Here is a 19,454-nt window from a genome sequence, read left to right as displayed (position 1 = left end):
ACCCGGGCCAGATGGGCGCCGCGGTGTACCTGCGCAGACGGTGCCATTACGAGTCAGGGCAGGCGTACGACTTGGGCAGCCCAGGCCAGGCCCGCACCGAACCCCACGAGCAGCGCACGGCCGCCCGGGGCCACGGCACCGGTCTCCCGCAGCCGGTCGATGGCGAGCGGTACGGAAGCGGCCGAGGTATTTCCGGACTGCGCGATGTCCCGTGCGACCGCGACGTGTGGCGGCAGCGCAAGCCGGTCGGTGAGTACATCGGTGATCCGCATGTTGGCCTGGTGGGGGACAAACGCGTCCAGGTCGGCGGCGTCCACCCTCGCGGCGGCCAGGGCCCGCCCCGCAACCTCGGGGATCTTCGCGACGGCCCAGCGGAACACCTCGGTCCCGGCCATCCGCATGGTGGGCCAGGGGCGTTCGGGGGAGTCCCGGTACTCGGTCCAGCTCGCCGAGTGCGCGATGAGGCGACGCTGTCCGCCGTCCGAACCCCAGATCGTGGGGCCGATCCCCTGCCGTCTGTCGGGCCCCACGACCATGGCTCCGGCGCCGTCGGCGAAGAGGAAGGCGGCCGAGGCGTCGCCAGGGTCGACGATGTCGCTCATCTTGTCGGAGCCGATGAGCAGCACATGCTCGGCGGTGCCACTGCGGACGAGCCCGTCGGCGACGCCGAGCGCATAGCAGAAGCCCGCACAGGCCGCGTCGAGGTCGAGGGCGGCCGAGCCGACGCCGAGGCGGTGGGCCACTTCGGGGGCGCCGGCGGGGCTCTGCCGTACGTTGGACATGCTACTCAGGAGCACCATGTCCACCCGCTCAGGAGGGACGCCGGCGTCGGCGAGCGCCTTGTGCGAGGCCTCGACGGCCATGTCCATCACGGTTTCGTCCGGCTCGGCACGGCGGCGTTCCACGATGCCGGTGCGGCGCTGTATCCAGGTGTCCGAACGGCCCGTGCTCTGCACCAGTTCGGCGTTGCCGACTATCCGCTTCGGCCGGTAGGCCCCGATACCCATGATCCGCGAGCCCCTGCCGGGCCGTTGTATCGTCATGCCGCTTGAGTTTCCGAGCCGTACCTATCGTGCCCCTATACGCCTACTCTCAGCGCAGTACGGCCCGGCGCTCGACGGCGCCGTCGGAGCGCAGGGCGGTGGCGGCGGCAAAGCGTCCTTCCGCGACGCTGAGCCAGAACCGGTCGCCGATCAGCAGGCCCGCACCCTTGCTGGACGCATTCCCCAGCCGGCGCCGCCGATGGAAGGTGACGTCCGGCGGAGCGTCCTGCCCTGACTTCAGAACGCCCCAGGCCAGCGTGATGTGACGGCGATCGGCCCGCATGCCGCCGAGTGCGCCGAGCAGCGTCTCGGTGATCAGGTCGGTGGGGACGACGATGGCCACGACGTGTTCAGAGTCGTAGATCTCCAGGGCCGTACGTCCCTGAGAGGCTCGGCTGAGCCGCACCGACCAAGGTGTGTCGCGGAGTTGGATCGGATCGTCACCTGGCATGGCGGGGAACTCCTGGCTCGTCACGATGTCCACGACGTCGACTCTCCTCGGCCTGTTCCTCAACGTACGGAAACGAGTCTGGCCGGGGCGTCGCCCCCGGTCGCCAACGCCAGTACCCGTCTTGGGGGTGGCACTGGGTTCACCCCCCTTCACGCCGAGGGCCTCCGTCCGCCGCGGGTGCCCCGGCCATGGTGGTCCTAGCACCACCACCAATCCGGATGCTCGGGTTGAGGATCACGGCCGCCTTCCCGGGCACTGTGGGGAGGTAGCGGACGGGTCGCCCCCGTGACCCGTCCGCTACCCGCCGACTCGGAACGCTGTTGGTGAGACATCCATCCCCCGCGCCACCAGCCGAGCGTGCGTACCGGGTCGGTACTGGTCTGCACACATGCAGTTGAAGGAGAATCGTGTCCAGCAACTTGAGCCCGGCGTCGATCAGGCACAGCAGGAACCTCAAGCGGGTCGCGGCCGGAGTCACCACCGCTGCCGCCATTGGCGCCTGGTGGCTGTCCGACTCCGCCCCGTATCCTTACTCCCAGCATTGGCTGCTCGACCTTCCGCTGCCGTTCCTAACGCTGAGCCGCCTTGACGACGTCCTGGAGACCTGCCCGGGGGAGCGGATCCTTGAGATCGGCCCCGGCACGGGACTGCAGGCCCTCCACATCGGGCCCCAACTGGGGTCCGCGGGGCGGTTGGACATCGTCGACATTCAGCAGCCGATGCTCGACCACGTGATGCGTCGGGCGGCGGAGAAGAAGATCACCAACATCGTGCCCACATTGGCGGACGCGCACCAACTCCCCTTCGCTGACAGGACGTTCGACGCCGCCTACTTGGTCACCGCGCTCGGCGAGATCCCGGATCCGGCACTGACGCTGAGCGAACTGCGCAGAGTCCTCAAGCCCGGCGGCCGACTGATCGTCGGGGAGTTCTTCGACCGCCACCAGATCCGGCCGGCCCACCTCATTGGCCACGCGAGCGCCGCCGGTCTGCGCGTCAGCCGGCGCATCGGCCCTCCCTTCGCTTACTACGCGCGGCTCCGTCCGTCGGCCCCCCAGGGGGGCGCGGCACAGCCTGAGCTCGGCATGCTGGGCGACGCAAATGTGGCCGTGTCCTCGTAGCGCGCTGGAAGGACGAGGAGATGGACGAGCCGACCCTGCGGCGCGCTGTGCGCGCCGAGTGGGGCCCGCTGTTTCGGAGCGCACGCGACCGGCTGAGAGACCGGGGGGCTCCGCGCGATTCCGGTCACGCTCGTATCGGTGTCCCTGCCCCTGCTGCTACAGATCGTGCTGAAACAGTCCTGAGGGTACAGATTCGTCAAGGTGTTCGGATTGGTGCGGGCGGATGGCCGTCTGTGGCTGGTGCTGCTGCGCACCCCGCCCTCCCTATTCGTGCTTGCCCGCAGCGCCTCCGTACACGCCTGACCCGGCGTCGGGGAAGAAGCTATGGCAACCAATTTCGCCCGTAGAGCATGAGAGTCAGGGCGATTCCAAGTCTCGTTGATCAAGTGAATGGGCTGATCACGCCCGCATGACGATGCGTCGGTGGACCGCCACGTATGCAGCGAAGCTCCGGTTGAGGCCGGTGCCCGATCAAGTCGCCTGTCGCCAGCCGGAGACGCTAATCTCCTGTCAAGCCGCCTACATGAGGTCGATCTGTGTAATGTCTGCGCAGGTCAGCGCCCTGTAGAACCTCGTTGGCTATGTATCGCTTGAGGCAGCGGATGATGTTCTCGTTCTGCACCCCCTGTGCGGTTCTCATCCGGCACCAGTCGCTCAACGATTCCCACCGTGGCAGGCTATCGGCCCCAGAGCATCAGCGTCCTTCGCGGCGATGGGCATCGAACCGACGCAGCACCCGGACCAGGCGACATACTCCGAATGCCGCCCCCACCAGCGCACCTGACATCAGGGCGCCATCCCGCGCCGTACCAGAGATGCCGAAGACCAGCACGAGAGCAAGCGCGACAACGAATACGGTCGCAGCCAGCAGGGCGGCCGTTACGAGGGCGAAAACGATCTCTACGGACATCGCGTCCTTTTCCCACCGCGACTCACGCCCCATATCCATACTGGCAAGCCTTGTATCTCGGCCAACCACATCCGCCCTCACCCGAACATCACTCGCCATGGAAGATGCGCCAAATGAGATGACTTCTACTAAACCGCGTGGTCGTTTCAGCGGGTGGTGCCGGAGGCACCGTCGCGGTTTCAGGGGGGGGCTTCGGCATGGTGATCGTGAGGTGCTGGCCGCGATCGTGTTCGTGGCCACGTCGGGCTGTACGTGGCAGCAGTTGCCCGCAGCTTCGTTCGGGCCGTCAGGGGCGACGGCTCACCGGCGTTTCTCCGAGTGGTCGAAGGCCAGGGTGTGGGCCAAACTCCACCGCGTGGTGCTCGACGAGCTCGGCTCCAGGGGCGAGTTGGACTGGTCCCGCTGCGCGATCGACTCGGTGAACATGCGAGCTCTGAGAAGGGGGACCTGACCGGTTCGAATCCTGTCGACCGGGGCAAGTATGGGTCGAAGATCCATTTGATTACCGAGAGGACAGGTCTGCCCCTGTCCGTCGGAATCTCGGGGCCAACCTGCACGACAGCCAGGCCCTGGTCCCGCTCGTACAGGGAATACCGCCGATCCGCTCCCGTCGCGGACCGCGGCGACGCAAACCCGGCAAGCTCCACGCCGACAAGGGATACGACTACTCCCACCTGCGGCGATGGTTGCGCAAGCGCGGCATCCAGCAACGCATCGCACGCAAGGGAATCGAGTCATCACAGCGACTGGGGCGCCACCGGTGGCCCGTCGAACGCACCATGTCCTGGCTCGCCGGCTGCCGCCGACTCCGCCGACGCTACGAGCGCAAGGCCGAGCACTTCCTCGCCTTCGTCGGCATCGCCTGCACCCTCATCTGCTACCGCAGAGCGGTGCAGGTCTAGGGCTTGGCCCAATAGATCATGCGCTCGTGAGGCTGTCCGGTGGTCCCGTCCGGCACACCTACCATGACGCGCGGCTCGATCAGCGGAATCTGTGGATGGAGAAGCGCCTCCAGGTCGCCAACGGCATCGTCAATGTCTTCATCGATCTCGGCGGTATGGCGACGTACCCAGAAGGAGAGCAGCACTCTTTCCTCTTCGACCGCAATCGCTACCGCTACCACATCGGACGAGATCAGCCCTAGCAGAGCCTGCACCGCAGTGAGGGCAATGTCGTTGACGCGCTGAACCTCTGGGTCTGCCATGCAGATGGATCCTGCCCGGTCACCACGCGATCGCACCAACTGAGACATCGTCTTAGTGGTGGACGGCAAGAGCGCCCGCGGCTCGCGCATCGAGAGCGGCACCGCTGCCCACCCGCTCGCCGCGATCACCGGCAACGGGGATGACCGTTACCGAGCTGGGGCGGCGCCCAGCCGGAGCGGGGGAGCCGTCCTGGTGCGGTGCGTCAGGTTGGCGCCGGTCACGGGCCCCAGGTGTTGTCCTGCGAGCCGTCGGCGGAACTCTGGGTTGTTGCGACGGACGAAGTGATGCCTCCTGCAGATGTGTTCGTGTGTGTGGCGACGGTGACGCTCAAGGTGCCGGTCAAGCCGAGCAGCGTGATGGCAAGTGCCCTGATGGCGTGATTCGTATACCTCATAAGACTCCTGAAATCGATTTTGCTCAGAATTGCAGTCTCGATTTTGTCCCGGGTGAAGTCCTCGCAGGGGGACTCGCGCTGTCAAGACGCTGCTATCGCAGGTTGCTGCCAGGGATAGATTGCAGACCGGGTCGTGATCGCGATGGCGCGAACTGGTCGCTGGGTTTGATCGATTCGCTTTGCTTGGGCACCATTTGGCGAAGACGATCACGATGGTGGCGAGGTGGGCTGCTCACGGGGGTGGTGGTTGCAGTGTTAGAACAGCTGGGTATCAGGCCAGAGGCGGAAGTCCTGTACCGGACGATGCTTGAGCATCCGGAATATGACATGGAGGAGTTAAAGTCAGGTTTAGGGTGGTTGAGCGAGCAAATAAGCACGACGATTGACGAGCTGGCTCGCCTTGCTCTTGTCCGCCCGTCATCCGAGGGGGATGGCGAGTTCCGGCCTATTCACCCGGAGTTCGGTCTCAATATGCTCTTGCTTCGGCAACAGATGGGCCTCCAGGAGCACCAGCAGCGCGTGGACGAGAGCAAGCGCGCTGTGCTCGACTTGCTCGAGCATGTGGGCGAACTCGGCACAGCGATAGGGGAACAGCGGCTGCTGCGGTTCGACGACCTCGACAGGGTCCAGCAGCACATGGAGAAGCTCGCGCACGCGTGCACCACAGAAGTCGCCGTGTTCGCCACCGGAAGCACCCAGCTGCCCGAGAGCCTGGTGATGGCACGTCTCCTCGACGCCGATGTGCTGTCACGCGGCGTGTCCGTACGCAATCTGTATCTGGACGCCGCGCGCAACGACCCGGCCACCGAGGGCTATGCGCAGTGGCTCGTCGCCGAGGGCGGCGAGGCGCGCACGACGCCGCACCTGCCGGTGCGGATGGTCATCTACGACCGGCGCTTCGCGCTGCTGCCGGCAGACCTAAAGTCCGCCAACAGCGGTGCGATAGTGCTGGAGAGCCCCGGGGCGGTCGCTGCGCTGCAGAGCCTGTTCGACCAGATGTGGCGGCAGTCCACGCCGTTCCACGTGAAGCCCTGGCGGGATGAGAAGGGCCTGTCCGAGCGCGAGCGGGTGCTCCTGCGACTGCTGGCCGAGGGCGACACCGACGAGGCCATCGCGCACAAGCTCGCCGTGTCGGTGCGTACTGTCCGGCGGGTCATCGCGGAGCTGATGAAGCGGCTCGGCGCCCGCAGCCGCTTCGAGGCTGGGGCGTTGGCCCTCGCACGGGGATGGCTGGACTCGATGGCATGTTGAGCGGGGCGGCACACCGCACCGGTGCGGTGTGCCGCCCCGAAAGAGACCTTTTATAGTGCGAGGGGGACAACATGACTCATGTTCATGATCCACGCTCGCGTAGAGCCGGGTACTCCCATGGCAGCCAGCCCGTCAGCCGACGCTGCCGAGCTGCACCGGTACGTCCTTCAACGGGCGGTGGCTGCCGACCGCCTTCAGCACGTGCACGTCAGGGTTGACGAGGACGGGTGCGGAGCCGACTTCATCCTGTTCGTCCTCCAGCCTAGCCTGCAGGCCGCCGAGGCCGTGGCGGGCAGGCTCGCGCTGGAGTGCGTCGGCAAGTGCCCCGTCACCCGGGGCTGGCAGGTGGCGTACTGCGGAGGCACGCTGCCCGGCCTCATCGGGGAGTGAACTTAACGGCCCTGTCGCATACTCGGAAGACCCCTGGGGGTCAGCCTTCAGGAGCCTGCGACACCTTCTGCGTCGGAATGCAGAACGCGGTCGTCACCGTGCAGGAGGAACTGCTGACCACCGAGCGCGTAACGACGACATCGGCTTCACCACAGAGGGCCGAGTCTAAGATCTCTCTGTCATCTCGGGAGCCTTCAGCTCCGGCAAGACAGCCGTCCTGGAGTTCGTCGCCTACTGTCTCGGCGCCAAGAACCATCCCAGACACCCCCAAGTCCTCCGCATGGTCCGCTCGGCCTTGCTGGAAGTTGAGCCCTCCGGCGAGAGCCACAATATCGAACGCGCCCTAAACGAGCCCTCTACCGTGGCCTTCGTCCGCCGCGGACGACTGGATCAGGCTTCCTCCAGCATCATCGAAAAGCAGGTCATCACCCCGGCCGGCGACCCACCATGCCTGTCCCCTCTACTGCTGAGCCACTGCGAGCTGGAAGGCGTAGAACGGGAAGCGCCAACCGACGTAGAATCGCGCCCCGATCCGCTCAGCATCCGCGACCTGATGTGGCTGACCGTCCTGCCCCGAACAGAAATTCGGCGGCGCGCACTGGTAGGTGTCCGTCCGGCGGGGATCTGTCGTGTCGGTGCTCTGCGGCAGCACATCGTCGGTGGAGGGTGGATTCCGGCTCCCCTTGCGGGGATGTATCGCACGAGGTCCTCGGCTGGCCGTCACAGCTCTCTGGGGGCCTCGTGTCCGCTGATCGTTGACGAAGGCGTCCTGGCGCCCTCTGGCTCGGCCGCACGCGGGACGTCGCGGTGGTGAGGGCTCCCGCCCAGCGCGGCTGGGCGGGAGCGGCGCGGTCCCCTCCGGTCGTTCTTCAGCACGAGGGGGCTGCGCAGCCTTCCAGACGGGAAGGTCCGACGCCCAGGAGGCGTCTGCGTTCATGGTGCTCCTTGCCGCTGGTGCCGCAAGGAGAAGTACTTTTTCGCCGTGAAAAGCGCTTATTGGGCAACGTTTTGATCCCGGACGCGGCCTGGATGGCGTAGTGCGCCCCTCCTGCGGCTCCGGCCTCACGGCCATTATTCCGTAACACCATGATCACGTTGAGTCGCAGGGTGTCGGCGGACCATGCTGGCGTCCACTCTTCCGGAGCGCTTCAGCACCGCATCGGAAGTGCCTTCCAGATGCGTCTAGTTGAGGAAAAGGTGCGATGTCCAGTAAGCAGGTGTTGATCGTTGCCGTGCTGGTGGCGGTCTTCGCGTGGAGCACGGTCATGACCGTGCTGGGGCAGCTCGCGGCCGTGGCCGCGCTGCTTCCCTCGCTCGGTCTGCTGGTCCAGCAGATTGTCGCCGCGTTCAACGGCACGCAGATGACGCGGCCCGACACCATCGCGGTCGCGGAAGCCGGCACGGCCGGGCAGGAGGAGTCGTTGCGATGACACCCTTCTCGGCGCCGAAGCAGCCCCACGACGAGCCCCCGGGCAGACGCGGCCGCAAGCCCGCGGCGATCGGTGCGGACGTGGGGGACTCCCACCGCGCATGGCTCGAACCGGTCCGCAACCGCTACCTCGCCAGCGGCCTCACGCTCGACGACCTCGTCCAACGCTCCGGGTACTCCAAGACCCGCATCTCCGAACTCCTGCGCGGCAAGGGCTACTACCCGGGCTGGGAGATCACCTACAGCGTGATCCGGTCCCTGAACATACCCATCTGGCCCCTGCGCCGGCTGTGGACGGCCGCTGCCCGCGAGGCAGACAAGAAGCCCGGCTGGATCGAAACCCGCATACACGAGGTCCAGCCCTTGCAGCAGGAACAGCCGCCGCTGGCCCACCAGGGCTTCACCGAGGCGATGCGCCAGCCCTACACCGACTACACGCGCGCCTTCCTCCAGAGCGACCACCGCGCCCACTGGGTGGTGGCCGAGGTCTTCGACATCCTCTGGCTCGGCTGGGACGAAGCCGTCGCCAGCCCCGATGTCCGCCGCCACGCCTGGTGCCTGCTGCGCTCGCGCGTCATGCAGCGCGCCCACCGCCATCCCGAAGGCCACCCCGACCTTCGCCCCGCGGCGTTCTCCACCGTCGCCCAGAGCCAGATCGAAGACCTCTGGGACCGCTACGCCGAGATCACCGAGATGGCGGGCTTCTTCGACGCCATCGGCCGTCTGCCTGAAGACCAGCTCGACATCGCGGTCCTGCGCTACCTGTGCGGCATGTGCCGGCGCACCGTCCCCGCCGTTGTCGGACTGTGGCCGGCCGTCACCCACACCCTGGAGCACCACGCCCGAGGGGCTCTGGAAGCCACCTACCCCCTTCATGACAACCGGGAGTGATCACCCCGCAATGACCGCCATCGACCATCTCCTTGCCCGCGCCCTGCTCCTGAAGGAACCCAAGGTCCCCTCCGACACCGTCCCCTACGAAGACACCGCCTACCCCGCCTTCGCACCCGACGGCACCCCGCCATGGATCAGTTGCGGCCGCGAGTCGGCGGACGACACGGCCGCACGGCACCTCCAGACCCTCTGCGAGGTTGCCGTCACCCACGCCACCCCTGATCAGGTCGCCGACTTCATCACCGAGCAGGTGCCCACCCCGCGCAGCGCCTGGATCCTGGGCTGCGTCCTGCTTCTCGCCGACGCGCCGGACGGAGCACGCTTCTGGTGGCAGTACGCCGCCGGGGGCGGCAGCGATGCCGCCTCCTACTGCCTGTACCTCCACCACCGCGCACTCGGCGACAGCCACGCGGCGGCCTTCTGGCTCGAACAGAGCGGTATCGACCGCCAGGACTGCGACACCAGCGTCCCCACCGTCCTGCGGATCCTCCGGCATCTCATCCCCGCGGCCGGCCGAAGCCGCACGGAGGCGATGATCGCGGTCATGGACTACGTCTCGGGCGCGGTCGCCGCCGGGTACGCGCGCAACCCTGACTACGAAATCCCGCTGCCCGGACCGGACTTCGCCGAACAGATCGGGATCATCCTCGCTGTCACCTCAACCGTCTCCAAGCCGTCCCGGCACGAGCACGAGGTCGGGGCGGCTGCCCTGCCGAACCGGCCCCCGCTTCACCCCGGCGAGAACCCGGCCGAGGAGCGTGGCCGGGAGCCGGAGCGCGTCCTGGAGGTCGAGGCCGTGGACAACGAATCCGCAGCGATCCTCAAGGAGGCAATCGCCGCCTGCTGGGAAACCGCCACCGCCGACCTCACCGCCCCGAAGAGGGACCGGCCCGGGGTGCGATTGCGCTACTACCTGGACCGGCGACCCCTCATTGATGCCCTCCGAACCTCCGGCACCAGAGCCACCCAGCCATCCTGAACCGACGCGACATAGGTGGCAGCGCCCGGCGTCTTCTGGGATTTCCCGAAGTCTGTGCAGGCCAGACTGCTGGTTGCAGTGCACGTCTCGGGAGACACGGAGCACCCGGGAGTACCGGCACGAAGACCCCCATCGTTACGCTTTCGTGTGCCGGTTGTTGGCCGAGCGGAGCGCGGCTCGCAGCCGGCGTCCGACGGGAGTCTCTGGGATCCTGAGCCGCTCGGGATTCATGGAGGCGAGGCGGGCGATGGCTCGTTCCTCCTCTCCGGGCCCGTCGAGGCCGTGCCGGTTCGCGGTCTGCAGCTGGTAGAGGGCCTTGTAGAGCGACTGGGAGATTCCGGGCGCGTGACCGGCGACGAACGGGGCCATGGCCTCCTTCAACTCGGCCACCGGGTCCGGCAACTCGGCCACCGGGTCCGGGGCTGCGGCCGCACGCGCCGCGGTGCGGCGCCGGTACGCCTTCTGCCGGCAGGCCGGCCCGCAGTGCCCAGAATCCGCACGCCCACCCCTAACGGGCAGACCACACCCGCCGCATGGCCGACCCAATCCCACACCACCGTTACGGATCCGCGTGAGAGATGTCTGGCACGCCCGCGAACACGTCACCCCCGCCAGGAGCTTCTCCGCCCGCCGGATCACCACGAGACCGCAGGCGACGCACGGCGTCGGTGGCAGGAGCGCCTCGCGGCCGACGAGGTCAACCCACACGGCCGTCTGTGACCGGCGGGTGGTGCCCGGGCGGGACAAGTGCGACCCGCCAGGCTTCGCGGCGATGGGTGTAACCGAAGTTCTCCTGCACACCCACGACATCGCCCAGGGGCTGGGCGTGCTGTGGCTGCCCCCGGCGCCGCTCTGCGAGGCGCCGCTCCACCGGCTCTTCCCCGACGCCCCACCCGGGGACCCGGCTCGTGTCCTCCTCCGGTGCACCGGCCGGGGAGACCTGGACGACCGCCCCCGCCGCACATCATGGACCTGGCGCGCGGCAGTGGCCGAGTGATCAGACCTCTCGCAGGAGAAGACTGAGAAGCCCGCGCAACACGGTGAACGATCCCGGTCACAGCACTAGAACTGAATTGTCTTGGTCGCTCCGCAGCCGAAGGGGCCTTCCAGCCGGCAGGCGTGGGCGGAGTATCCCGTCTCGTAGGAGAGGAAGTAGTTGTCGTCCCGGACGATGCTTCCGTTACCGTCCCGGTTGGCGATGAAGTAGTCGTCGCCGTGGGTCCCGTACCAGATGGTCATCGATGCGCCGTGACCGTCAGCCCTGTCGTCCTTGATCCCGGCGTTGTTCAAGGTGACGCGGCCGGTGCCGTCCTGATCCAGATCACCCCATCCGTGCGAGACCAGGTGCCCGGAGGCGTCATACGCGTAGACGTCGAAGTGATGGTGGTAGCTATGGCTTGCCATGGCGGGCCCTGGGCTGCCGAGCAAGGACACCCCGGCGAACAGAGCCATAGCTCCAAGGCGTGCGAACCATCTGTGTGCAGCGTTCACAAGCGCTCCCCCGTCCTGGACACTTACGGTTGCTCGCAAACCTGGCATAACCCGGTGTCGCCCCGTGAGGACCATGCCAGCCAAACAGGAACCCAGACGCGCGATGGCCCGGCGGAGCAGGCTCAGCCGGGCCTTGGCGGTCTGGAACCGTGCGACCACCCGTCGGCTCAACCGCGCTCTGTCAGGCTCCCGTCCGCCCGGTCAGGCCCCTTTCCTGGTTGGTGGTGCCGTCGAGTGCGCGGTGTTTGATGTTGTGGGCGGCGCCGATGTCGGCGTGGGTGGCGTGACCGCACCGCGTGCACTCGAAGACGGAGCGGGTGCGCCGGCTCTTGCGGTCGACGTGCCCGCACCGGTGACAGGTCTGTGAGGTGTAGGCGGGGTTGACCGCGGTGACCTGGACGCCGTGCCGTTCGGCTTTGTACTCGATCTGCCGGCGGATCTCGCCAAAGCCGACATCGAGGATGGCCCGGTTCAGCCCGGCCTTGGCCGCCACGTTCCGCCCGGGCGCGTCCTGGGTGCCGCGCGCGGAGCGCGTCATGTTCTTCACCCGCAAGTCCTCCAACGCGACGTGCGCGAACTGAGTCACGAGCTGCTTCGTCAGCAGATGCTGAGACGAAGCGCGCCGCTGCGCCACCAGCCCGCTCAGGCGCGCGACCTGGTCCCGGGCTTCCCGCCATCCTGCGCTCTGGCGGTGCGCGGGCAGCCGGCGCACGTGGCGGCGGCCCATCCGCCGCTGCCACTTCGTCAGCTGGCGCACTGCGTTGTCCAGGTGCCGGGGGTTGTCGAACAGCTGCGTCTTACCGTTCGCGGTGATCACCGGCTCGGAGGTCGCCGCGATGACGGCCACACCGAGGTCGACCCCGACGGTCCCGGCGTCCTGCTGTCTGCGGGTGGGCCGGACCGGCGCCGGGGCGGCGATGCGGACGTTGAACGACGCCCACCACTGATGGCCATCCCGGGCGATCGTCACCATCTTCACTACACCCCCGGCGGCCACTACCCGCGCTAGCCGGCGCGCGGGCCGGTGCAGCCGCACGAGGAAGGCCTGCTGCCCGCCCGGATCCTTCTCCCCGCCGATCCGGATGTGCCGCAGATCCGTCGAGACAAGCCGCACGCTGCTCATCCGGAACGAATCCCGGCACCCGCCCTTCCGCTTGGGCCGCGGATAGCCCATCGCAGCCCCCGAACGCCTTCCCGAGCTCTTCCAGTTCGTGAAGGCCCGGTCGGCATCCCGGAACGCCTGCTGGCACACGATCGCGTTCACGCCCTTCCACCACGGATACCTGCGCGGACGCCCGGTCTCGCCCTCCCGCAACGGACCGCACAACGGCTTGTCCCGGACCGCGAGGAAGATCCGCTGCACATCCGAACCACGCGGCACGAAAACCTTGGGTGCCTTCCGGTTCGCCTCCTCACGGCTCATTCCCTCGGCAACCAGGCGGTCGCGCCCCCGATTCCACCGCTGCTGCGCGTCGTGTTTGAGGCCGAAGGCGAAGTTGAAGCAGGCGCGGGAGGCGTTGGCGTAGCGGTGAAGGATCAACAGCTGGGCGGGGGTGGGGTCGAGGGGTTCGCGGACGACGATGGTGGTGGTGTTCTGCTCGGTGGTGGTCATGGTGGGGATCGTGGCACCCGCCACTGACAACAACGCCTAGAAAAGGACGCTGTGTCGCTTACATGACTTTCTACGGTTTAGGTCTAGTTTTGTGTCTGGCCGGTTCCGTGTGGAAGTGGCCTCGTCCCCTGGATGGGGGAGTAGAACGTCTGCGGACTGCACCGGCCGATTACGGCGAGGGCAGGAAATCCTCCGGGTTGGAGGCGGAAACAGACAGGTCCTCGCCCGCACTGGGGGCAGGTCACCGTGGCCGAGAGATCGAGCCACCCGTCCCAACATGCGTGCCAACACGAGGTTTAGGGCGTATGTCGCAATCGGCGAAAGTGCGGAACTCGACCATGTTCTGAGTACAGCGGTGCAGGTCGCTGAGGGTGCAGCCCGCACGCGCAGGGACGGTCCCGCCAACCTCTCGATGCTCCGGGAAGTCTCGCGGTGCAGCCCGCACGCGCAGGGACGGTCCCCAGCAGCAGAAACGCGGCCACCACAGCTGGCCGGTGCAGCCCGCACGCGCAGGGACGGTCCCCGTGGCATGCCTCGTAGTGCCAGCCAGCACCTGTGCAGCCCGCACGCGCAGGGACGGTCCCGGAGGATGGTCGAGCCCTCGGCGACCTTGACGGTGCAGCCCGCACGCGCAGGGACGGTCCCTCCCCTGCGAGCTGGGTGACTCGGCTGATGTAGTGCAGCCCGCACGCGCAGGGACGGTCCCAACACGATGGCGGCGTAAGCCGGGCGGGGACGGTGCAGCCCGCAGGCGCAGGGACGGTCCCCTCGTGGTACCTGCGGCAGCGTTCTCGGCGTTGTGCAGCCCGCACGCGCAGGGACGGTCCCCAGGCGGAGCGCACCGTCGAGAGCCCCCTGGGGTGCAGCCCGCACGCGCAGGGACGGTCCCCGGCCGTCGCAGTACCGCGGCGGTGTGGTGGGGTGCAGCCCGCACGCGCAGGGACGGTCCCGATGCTCTCGCTGGCTGGCGGAGGCCGGACGTGCAGCCCGCATGCGCAGGGACGGTCCCCGCCGGACGGAGACCCATCGTGAGCCGCACCAGCGCAGCCCGCACCCGCAGGGGCGGTCCCCCGTAGGACCAGCAGGAGATCAGGGCTGCTGCGTGCAGCCTGCACGCGCAGGGCAGACGGCATTCGACTGACTCACCTCGATGTGGACGAACGTCGTGCAGCCCGCATGCGCGCACCGGCGACGGCGTCCGGCGGCAGGGCCACGGCCTGATGGTGGAGGTGCCGCTGAACGGGCGTGGCCACTGACCGTCGGAGGCGCGGTGGGCAGCCCGTAGCCGTCGATCTGTCGTGAGGTCACCCAGGCGCTCGAAGGCGGTCTCCGTGCCCGAGAGGCGCCTCCACGGCCGGGCTCAGCCAGCGCTGTGTGTCGCTCGTCTGGGCCGGGTGTCGCCGAATATTGCCGTCTGCTTCGTGGGGCTTGGTGTACTGGGCTGTCGGAGCAAGGCGAAGCAGGGGAGCGGGATGTTGGCCGGGTACAGCAGGGGTTACACCGTTGAGCCGGGGGTGTGTGCGTGACGGGCTGGAATGACTTCGAGTGGGTCGTGTGGCGCATCGAGGTCCAGGACCCTCAGCAGCTAGTGGGCGCCGATCCCGACCTGGACGAGCGCACCGAGGAGACGATGACGGAGCTCGCGGCCTCGCTGGGCTGCGTGTACGAGCACTGCGTGGACGGGGACTCCTACAGTGACGGAACGCCGTACTACGCCTGGTGGGTGCGCCTGCCCGCAGCCGAGCATGTCCGACTCGGTACGGACAGCTTCCCGCAGGCTCTTGGCCCGTTGCGCCAGTACTTGACCACCCAGCTTCCCGACGGTCTGAAGTGGGAGATGGCACCGGACCGCGAGTACACAGTCGACCACGCCGCCGGCACTGCCATGCGGATGGCCTACGAGGATCTGATCGCCCCGTTCGAGCGCACTTTGATGCCGCTGCGCCGGGACGGGGCCGATGCTCTCGATCCCCGGGCGAAGGTCTGGAAGTGGGAGGAGAACCTCCTGGTCGGCACGTTCGATCTGTGGCTGTGCAACGATCCGGACCGCCCGCACACCTGGCTCGTCGTTACCGTTGGACTGTGGACTGAGCCGCAGCTCTTCGACGAAGAGCCCGCCGCCCGCCTGGGCCACTTCGACTTCACCCCGCATCACCCCTTGCTGTTCCTGCCCCGCCCGCCTGGCCCGGTGACCTTCACCGCACGCGCGGAATCCGGCCCCTTCCCCAGCAAGAGCAGCTCCAGGATGAAGGTTCCCGACGCCATCGGGGCAGCTCACCAATGGACGGCCAACGACCCCGCCCTCCTGGCCGAGCGGGTCACTCACGACCTCAAGCTGCTGTGGCCGCACCTCACCGGCCCGGAAAGGAGCTGACGATGGCCTCGTACGCGAAGGACCCGCGCTGCACCGTCATGTCCGACGCCTTCGTACCCCTGCTGCGTCGCAACTGCCCTAAAGGCGCTGGCGGATACGGCGGCTCGTACCAGGTGAACCTGGATGACGAGGAGGCCGTCGGGTTGGGCGGGGTGGAACTGATCCGGGCCGCGATGCGTAAAGCGGCCTGGCAGCTCGGCTGGAAGGTCACCACGATCGGGATGATCGGCACCCGCCACGGCACGATGGTCGTCGTCCAGGACGTGCGCGAGGTGCCCGAGGAGCACAAGGCCGTCCTCAACGACGCCATGAACGATCGGATGCGCGCCGCGCTGCACAAGGTGTGGGGTGAGCAGGGCCCGGCCCCTGTCCAGCGCGGCTCGGTGGCCTTGATGACTCAGGAATTCCGCGCGGCCGTCGCCACGGGCAGCGCCTAACGCTGTACGGGGGCCTGCGCGGCTTGGGCGAAGTGCAGGACGACGGCTTTGGCTCCGGCCGCGACTTCGTCCGACAGGTCACCGCTGCGCGGGTCGGTGGGATGGTTCTGCACCCAGATCATGGAGAACTTGAAGGGCTGTTCCTGCTGGCTCAACGTGTCCTCCGTCGGTACTCGGTGACCACAACGATGCCGAGTCTCTCAGCGGCTGCCGGGGGCGGTCCGGGCTTCCGGCCACTTCGTTCCGCTGGGGCCTGTGGGTACGCAATGGGTCAGCGGCGCCCGATCGTGCCGCGGACGAGGACGTAGGGAGTCACGCAGAACGCGGCGGCGTTGCAGGCGACGATCAGGGTGAGGAACAGCCCGTAGGTGAAGCCGGAGCCGATCACTCCCGACGCCCGTGCAGCCGCGCCCCGGAAAGTCGGAAACACCGTCTCTCGGCGACGGCGCTCGATCCGCTCCGTCTAGCCGTGCCGGCGCCGAGCTGCGCTGCGTGGACACGGCGAAGGCCCTCCGGGTGCCGGAGAGCCTTCTATCCCTGATTCAGGGGGTGTGCACGTTCCGGTGGGGCCTGGCTCCTTCGCCTCGGCAGCCTTGAGTTGCGCTAACCGAGGCGGGCCCCCGGCGGGCCCGCAAAGAACATAGCGGCACCGGCGATGGACGCACAGCCGTCGGAGTATCACGTCACTCGAACGAGGGGGCCGTACCTGCGGCTCCGGCCACCCGCCGGCGAGAATGTTCTCCGCCACCTGGCAGCGGACCGTCGCCGTGCTCGCCCTGGCTGTCGCCACTCGATCCGGCATCGCCGACCTCCACCCGCTGCGCCTGGACGACGACCTCTCTCCCGAGTCCCGGTGACGGGCGGTGACCCCATGCATCCCGCCGCGGGCACGGAGCCACGGGCGGACAGAGACCAGGGGTTCTCTGCTCACCTGACCGAGACTTACGCGCTCGACGGCCCCAACGTGATCACGGACGTGGCGACCACAGCGGCCACCACGCACGACAGCCAGGTCCTGCCCGGCATCCACACACGTCTGCGGAGCCGTGGCCTGCTGCCCGCCGAGCACCTGGTCGACAGCGGCTACGCCTCCCTTGTCCACCTGGAACAAGCCGCCCGGGACCACCGGGTCACCGTCACCGGACCGCTGCCGGCCAACCCCACTCGGGGGCATCGCCAAGGCAAGGGTTTCGCCCGGGACGATTTCCACATCGACTACGACCAGCAGCAGGTCACTTGCCCCAGGGACAGGTCAGCGCGGGCTGGCATGGCCCCTACCCGACCTCCTCGCCCACCGCGGCCCCGCTGATCGTGGCCAGGTTCACCAAGAGCCAGTGCCGCCCCTGCCCGGCCCGCACGCAGTGCACCACCACCGCCGACAGCGCCCGCACCGTGGGCTTTCCTCCGCGAGAGCTCCGCGACCTGCAACTCCGCGTCCGCTCCGAGCAACAGACGCTCGAATGGAAGACCCGTTACGCGGTCCGCTCCGGAGTGGAGGGGACCATCAACGAGTTCGCCCACGGATACGGCATGCGGCGCTGCTGCTACCGAGGACAGGGAAAGGCCCACATCCAGCACGTCCTGACGGCCATCGCCGTCAACATCGAGCGCCTCAGCCAACTGCCACCAACCGAGGAATCACCTGCTCCTCGCCGACCGACTCCTTCCAGAACTACCTCGACCAGCGCGAGATGCCCCGGCCGAAGTCATGGCGAACCCTGGGCACCTGACCTCGACGGTCCAAGATCCCCGGCAGAGTCAAGCTCACGCGGCTGCGTCGATGCCATGCGGCAACCGGGTGCTGACCGGTCTCTGAAGGAGTGACAGGCCCGGGGCGAGGCCCGGCAGCGAGCGCCAGATGGTAGGAAAGATTCATGACAAAGGCAATTAAGTGGACCTGTATGGCCGTCGGAGCTCTGCTCCTGCCTGTGTGCGTGGCGTTCCCCGCTACGGCCTCGCCTTCCGGCGCCCCGCAACTGCGGCACAGCGCGCCGGCGGACGAGGGGGACCACTCTCAGCGTCTCCGTATCCCGACGAGCGCGCCGGATGTCGAGGCCGACCTGATCCTCAAGCTGAGCAAGGACAACGAAATGGGGTCCATCTCCTACTACGGCAAGATCGCGGAGTGACGTAAGTAGGACAGAGTGAAGCCCGCTTCGGTGAAGGCGGGGTGCTGAGGGACAACGGGATTTCCCCGTACTGCTGGTCCTCAGCACCTTGCATCAATGGCACGAGCCCTCCCCACCATCGCGTTGCGGAACGCCGCGCTCGTGAGCCGCCGGAAGCGGCAGGGGCTATTCACGCGGGTGCCACGCCGGAGAGGCGAGGGGGCGTAAATGCGACCCAGCGGATTGGACGACTCAACGTGTAGGCGAATGGGGTTCTTCCTGGGTGTCAGGCGGGGGAGAAGTGGTTTGAGCGCAGGGTGCGTTCGGCGGGGTTGGTGAGGTCGGGGCGGGTGTAGCGCTCGGCTTGGAGGTGGTAGTCGTAGTCGGCGCGGACCATGTGGCGGTAGTCGCGTACGCACTCGTGGAGAGCGGTGCGGTCGGGGCCGGTCATGCGGGCGGTGTCTGTCTGGATGAGGAGTTCTTCCTCGGCGCGCTGGATCCGCTCGGTCAGGCGGCGCTGGCGGGCGCCGGCTTTTTCGACGGCCTGCTGGAGGGTGCCGCCGTGTTCGCGGTGCAGGAGCAGGACGCTGTTGTGCTCGTAGCCCAGGACGGCTTCCTTCTCCAGGGAGCAGATGTCGTTGATGAGTCCCGAGTGGTCGGTGACTCCGTGGCGCAGGGCGAGGTAGGCGGGCAGGGTGCGTGCGCTGTCCGGCAGGCTGATCCCCGCGTCGATCCCGTGCAGGCTGAGGAACGGCTGCATCGCCACCGATTCCCGGCGGTGCAGGACGAAGTCATCCAGATGCGGGACTTGGCCGGCCGCGCGCTGAACAGCCTCGGCGTGGTATGTCCACAGCCACACCGCGGTATCGCGGCGAAACTGCCGCAACCATCCTACCGGCTGCCCTGCTGCGGTACGCAGCCACAGGTCGAGCAGAGCGCGCTCGTGTGCTCCCGGGCCGCAACCTCTCCAACAGGTTCTGAGGCCATGCCCGAAGTCGCCCGTACGGCCCAACCAGGAACGGACCAGGAGCCCGGGTGTCAATGTCGAAGCTTCTATCGGCTTTGAAGTGGCGAAAAACAGCCGTGGAGGGGGACGAAGGAATTCCCCTACATCATGTCCTCGATCTCCGTGGCGACCCGGGGAGCTTCCTCTCCAAGTACTACCGTCACCTTCTCGCCATTCTTGACAACGCTCCGGGCACCAGCAGCCTTGAGAGCGACTTCGTCCACCAGGCTGGGGTCAACAACCTCCACGTCAATCTGCAGGAGTTCGCCCCGGACCTCGTCGATATTTTCGATTCCGCCGAGCCCGGCGACGATCTTGGCAGTCTGAATGCGGGCGGCCGCCACCTGCTTCCCCACCTC

Annotated in this window: 21 protein-coding genes, 2 pseudogenes and 1 CRISPR repeat array; of the genes and pseudogenes, 13 read left to right on the top strand and 10 right to left on the bottom strand. The window is 67.7% G+C overall.

Annotated features, from left to right (window positions below; genetic code table 11):
* Positions 1-53: 53 nt before the first annotated feature.
* Both OHB13_RS37600 and OHB13_RS37595 read right to left on the bottom strand, forming a co-directional pair.
* Positions 54-1,043 carry a beta-ketoacyl-ACP synthase 3 gene (locus OHB13_RS37600; protein WP_328380530.1) on the bottom strand — a complete coding sequence of 330 codons (990 nt, stop codon included), beginning with the start codon at positions 1,041-1,043 and terminating at the stop codon, positions 54-56.
* Positions 1,044-1,092: 49 nt separating this feature from the next.
* Complete coding sequence (locus OHB13_RS37595; protein ID WP_328380529.1) at positions 1,093-1,527, bottom strand: hypothetical protein; 435 nt, start codon at positions 1,525-1,527, stop codon at positions 1,093-1,095.
* A gap of 374 nt (positions 1,528-1,901) precedes the next feature.
* Here OHB13_RS37595 and OHB13_RS37590 point away from each other — a divergent pair, with 374 nt between their 5' ends.
* Positions 1,902-2,615, top strand: a complete 714-nt coding sequence (locus OHB13_RS37590; RefSeq protein ID WP_328380528.1) for a class I SAM-dependent methyltransferase — start codon at positions 1,902-1,904, stop codon at positions 2,613-2,615.
* Positions 2,616-3,309: 694 nt separating this feature from the next.
* Here OHB13_RS37590 and OHB13_RS37585 read toward each other — a convergent pair.
* On the bottom strand, positions 3,310-3,564 hold the full coding sequence (locus OHB13_RS37585) for a DUF6332 family protein (RefSeq protein WP_328380527.1): 255 nt from the start codon (positions 3,562-3,564) through the stop codon (positions 3,310-3,312).
* A 114-nt stretch (positions 3,565-3,678) separates the two neighbouring features.
* On the opposite strand from OHB13_RS37585, the pseudogene OHB13_RS37580 reads away from it, so the two are divergent.
* A pseudogene (locus OHB13_RS37580) lies at positions 3,679-4,427 on the top strand (IS5 family transposase).
* Here OHB13_RS37580 and OHB13_RS37575 read toward each other — a convergent pair.
* Positions 4,424-4,729: a hypothetical protein gene (locus tag OHB13_RS37575; protein ID WP_328380526.1), complete on the bottom strand. Its 306-nt coding sequence runs from the start codon at positions 4,727-4,729 to the stop codon at positions 4,424-4,426. The pseudogene OHB13_RS37580 and the gene OHB13_RS37575 overlap by 4 nt on opposite strands.
* Positions 4,730-5,595: 866 nt before the next feature.
* Between OHB13_RS37575 and OHB13_RS37570 the strand changes: the two genes are divergently transcribed.
* From OHB13_RS37570 to OHB13_RS37550, 5 genes are all read left to right on the top strand, one after another.
* On the top strand, positions 5,596-6,375 hold the full coding sequence (locus OHB13_RS37570) for a helix-turn-helix transcriptional regulator (RefSeq protein WP_328380525.1): 780 nt from the start codon (positions 5,596-5,598) through the stop codon (positions 6,373-6,375).
* Positions 6,376-6,492: 117 nt separating this feature from the next.
* Entirely contained in the window at positions 6,493-6,765 is a 273-nt protein-coding gene (locus OHB13_RS37565; RefSeq protein WP_328380524.1) for a hypothetical protein, read from the top strand.
* 1,202 nt (positions 6,766-7,967) lie between these two features.
* Positions 7,968-8,195 carry a hypothetical protein gene (locus tag OHB13_RS37560; protein ID WP_328380523.1) on the top strand — a complete coding sequence of 76 codons (228 nt, stop codon included), beginning with the start codon at positions 7,968-7,970 and terminating at the stop codon, positions 8,193-8,195.
* The gene (locus tag OHB13_RS37555) at positions 8,192-9,085 is read left to right on the top strand and encodes a helix-turn-helix domain-containing protein (RefSeq protein ID WP_328380522.1); all 894 of its coding nucleotides are present in this window, start codon (positions 8,192-8,194) and stop codon (positions 9,083-9,085) included. The genes OHB13_RS37560 and OHB13_RS37555 overlap by 4 nt, the downstream gene beginning before the upstream one ends.
* Positions 9,086-9,095: 10 nt before the next feature.
* The gene (locus tag OHB13_RS37550) at positions 9,096-10,067 is read left to right on the top strand and encodes a DUF6207 family protein (RefSeq protein WP_328380521.1); all 972 of its coding nucleotides are present in this window, start codon (positions 9,096-9,098) and stop codon (positions 10,065-10,067) included.
* A 135-nt stretch (positions 10,068-10,202) separates the two neighbouring features.
* Here the strand turns inward: OHB13_RS37550 and OHB13_RS37545 are convergent, their stop codons facing one another.
* A complete protein-coding gene (locus OHB13_RS37545; RefSeq protein ID WP_328380520.1) occupies positions 10,203-10,478 on the bottom strand; it encodes a hypothetical protein in 276 nt (91 codons plus the stop codon).
* A gap of 337 nt (positions 10,479-10,815) precedes the next feature.
* Here OHB13_RS37545 and OHB13_RS37540 point away from each other — a divergent pair.
* Positions 10,816-11,064 (top strand): annotated as a pseudogene (locus OHB13_RS37540) (hypothetical protein); the annotation flags it as partial.
* 65 nt (positions 11,065-11,129) lie between these two features.
* On the opposite strand, the gene OHB13_RS37535 reads toward OHB13_RS37540, so the two are convergent.
* Together OHB13_RS37535 and OHB13_RS37530 are read right to left on the bottom strand one after the other, a co-directional pair.
* The gene (locus OHB13_RS37535; RefSeq protein WP_328380519.1) at positions 11,130-11,471 is read right to left on the bottom strand and encodes a hypothetical protein; all 342 of its coding nucleotides are present in this window, start codon (positions 11,469-11,471) and stop codon (positions 11,130-11,132) included.
* A 268-nt stretch (positions 11,472-11,739) separates the two neighbouring features.
* Positions 11,740-13,170: an RNA-guided endonuclease InsQ/TnpB family protein gene (locus tag OHB13_RS37530; protein WP_328380518.1), complete on the bottom strand. Its 1,431-nt coding sequence runs from the start codon at positions 13,168-13,170 to the stop codon at positions 11,740-11,742.
* A gap of 371 nt (positions 13,171-13,541) precedes the next feature.
* Positions 13,542-14,240: direct repeats of the CRISPR family, unit length 29 nt; unit sequence GTGCAGCCCGCACGCGCAGGGACGGTCCC.
* 452 nt (positions 14,241-14,692) lie between these two features.
* On the opposite strand from OHB13_RS37530, the gene OHB13_RS37525 reads away from it, so the two are divergent.
* Positions 14,693-15,544 carry a hypothetical protein gene (locus OHB13_RS37525; protein WP_328380517.1) on the top strand — a complete coding sequence of 284 codons (852 nt, stop codon included), beginning with the start codon at positions 14,693-14,695 and terminating at the stop codon, positions 15,542-15,544.
* A 2-nt stretch (positions 15,545-15,546) separates the two neighbouring features.
* Complete coding sequence (locus OHB13_RS37520) at positions 15,547-15,981, top strand: hypothetical protein (protein ID WP_328380516.1); 435 nt, start codon at positions 15,547-15,549, stop codon at positions 15,979-15,981.
* Here OHB13_RS37520 and OHB13_RS37515 read toward each other — a convergent pair.
* A complete protein-coding gene (locus OHB13_RS37515; protein WP_328380515.1) occupies positions 15,978-16,136 on the bottom strand; it encodes a hypothetical protein in 159 nt (52 codons plus the stop codon). The genes OHB13_RS37520 and OHB13_RS37515 overlap by 4 nt on opposite strands.
* 579 nt (positions 16,137-16,715) lie before the next feature.
* On the opposite strand from OHB13_RS37515, the gene OHB13_RS37510 reads away from it, so the two are divergent.
* From OHB13_RS37510 to OHB13_RS37500, 3 genes are all read left to right on the top strand, one after another.
* Positions 16,716-16,838, top strand: a complete 123-nt coding sequence (locus tag OHB13_RS37510) for a hypothetical protein (RefSeq protein WP_328380514.1) — start codon at positions 16,716-16,718, stop codon at positions 16,836-16,838.
* 454 nt (positions 16,839-17,292) lie between these two features.
* Complete coding sequence (locus OHB13_RS37505) at positions 17,293-17,805, top strand: transposase (protein ID WP_328380786.1); 513 nt, start codon at positions 17,293-17,295, stop codon at positions 17,803-17,805.
* A 50-nt stretch (positions 17,806-17,855) separates the two neighbouring features.
* On the top strand, positions 17,856-18,110 hold the full coding sequence (locus tag OHB13_RS37500) for a hypothetical protein (RefSeq protein ID WP_328380513.1): 255 nt from the start codon (positions 17,856-17,858) through the stop codon (positions 18,108-18,110).
* Positions 18,111-18,375: 265 nt separating this feature from the next.
* Here OHB13_RS37500 and OHB13_RS37495 read toward each other — a convergent pair whose 3' ends face one another.
* On the bottom strand, positions 18,376-19,101 hold the full coding sequence (locus OHB13_RS37495; protein WP_443063013.1) for a terpene synthase family protein: 726 nt from the start codon (positions 19,099-19,101) through the stop codon (positions 18,376-18,378).
* A 95-nt stretch (positions 19,102-19,196) separates the two neighbouring features.
* Positions 19,197-19,424 (bottom strand): PTS sugar transporter, encoded by a 228-nt coding sequence (locus OHB13_RS37490; protein WP_328380784.1) that lies wholly within the window; start codon positions 19,422-19,424, stop codon positions 19,197-19,199.
* Between the last annotated feature and the right edge of the window lie 30 nt (positions 19,425-19,454).

Source organism: Streptomyces sp. NBC_00440 (assembly GCF_036014215.1).
Taxonomy (GTDB): Bacteria; Actinomycetota; Actinomycetes; order Streptomycetales; family Streptomycetaceae; genus Streptomyces.
This window is presented reverse-complemented; position numbering and strand designations above follow the sequence as displayed.

Bases quoted from the DNA above. Each gene is read 5' to 3' on its own strand.
- OHB13_RS37560 (WP_328380523.1), top strand. From the start codon at position 7,968: ATGTCCAGTAAGCAGGTGTTGATCGTTGCCGTGCTGGTGGCGGTCTTC.
- OHB13_RS37570 (WP_328380525.1), top strand. From the start codon at position 5,596: ATGCTCTTGCTTCGGCAACAGATGGGCCTCCAGGAGCACCAGCAGCGC.
- OHB13_RS37520 (WP_328380516.1), top strand. From the start codon at position 15,547: ATGGCCTCGTACGCGAAGGACCCGCGCTGCACCGTCATGTCCGACGCC.
- OHB13_RS37585 (WP_328380527.1), bottom strand. From the start codon at position 3,564: ATGGATATGGGGCGTGAGTCGCGGTGGGAAAAGGACGCGATGTCCGTA.
- OHB13_RS37500 (WP_328380513.1), top strand. From the start codon at position 17,856: ATGACAAAGGCAATTAAGTGGACCTGTATGGCCGTCGGAGCTCTGCTC.
- OHB13_RS37565 (WP_328380524.1), top strand. From the start codon at position 6,493: ATGGCAGCCAGCCCGTCAGCCGACGCTGCCGAGCTGCACCGGTACGTC.
- OHB13_RS37530 (WP_328380518.1), bottom strand. From the start codon at position 13,170: ATGACCACCACCGAGCAGAACACCACCACCATCGTCGTCCGCGAACCC.
- OHB13_RS37555 (WP_328380522.1), top strand. From the start codon at position 8,192: ATGACACCCTTCTCGGCGCCGAAGCAGCCCCACGACGAGCCCCCGGGC.
- OHB13_RS37550 (WP_328380521.1), top strand. From the start codon at position 9,096: ATGACCGCCATCGACCATCTCCTTGCCCGCGCCCTGCTCCTGAAGGAA.
- OHB13_RS37535 (WP_328380519.1), bottom strand. From the start codon at position 11,471: ATGGCAAGCCATAGCTACCACCATCACTTCGACGTCTACGCGTATGAC.
- OHB13_RS37575 (WP_328380526.1), bottom strand. From the start codon at position 4,729: ATGGCAGACCCAGAGGTTCAGCGCGTCAACGACATTGCCCTCACTGCG.
- OHB13_RS37600 (WP_328380530.1), bottom strand. From the start codon at position 1,043: ATGACGATACAACGGCCCGGCAGGGGCTCGCGGATCATGGGTATCGGG.
- OHB13_RS37510 (WP_328380514.1), top strand. From the start codon at position 16,716: ATGTTCTCCGCCACCTGGCAGCGGACCGTCGCCGTGCTCGCCCTGGCT.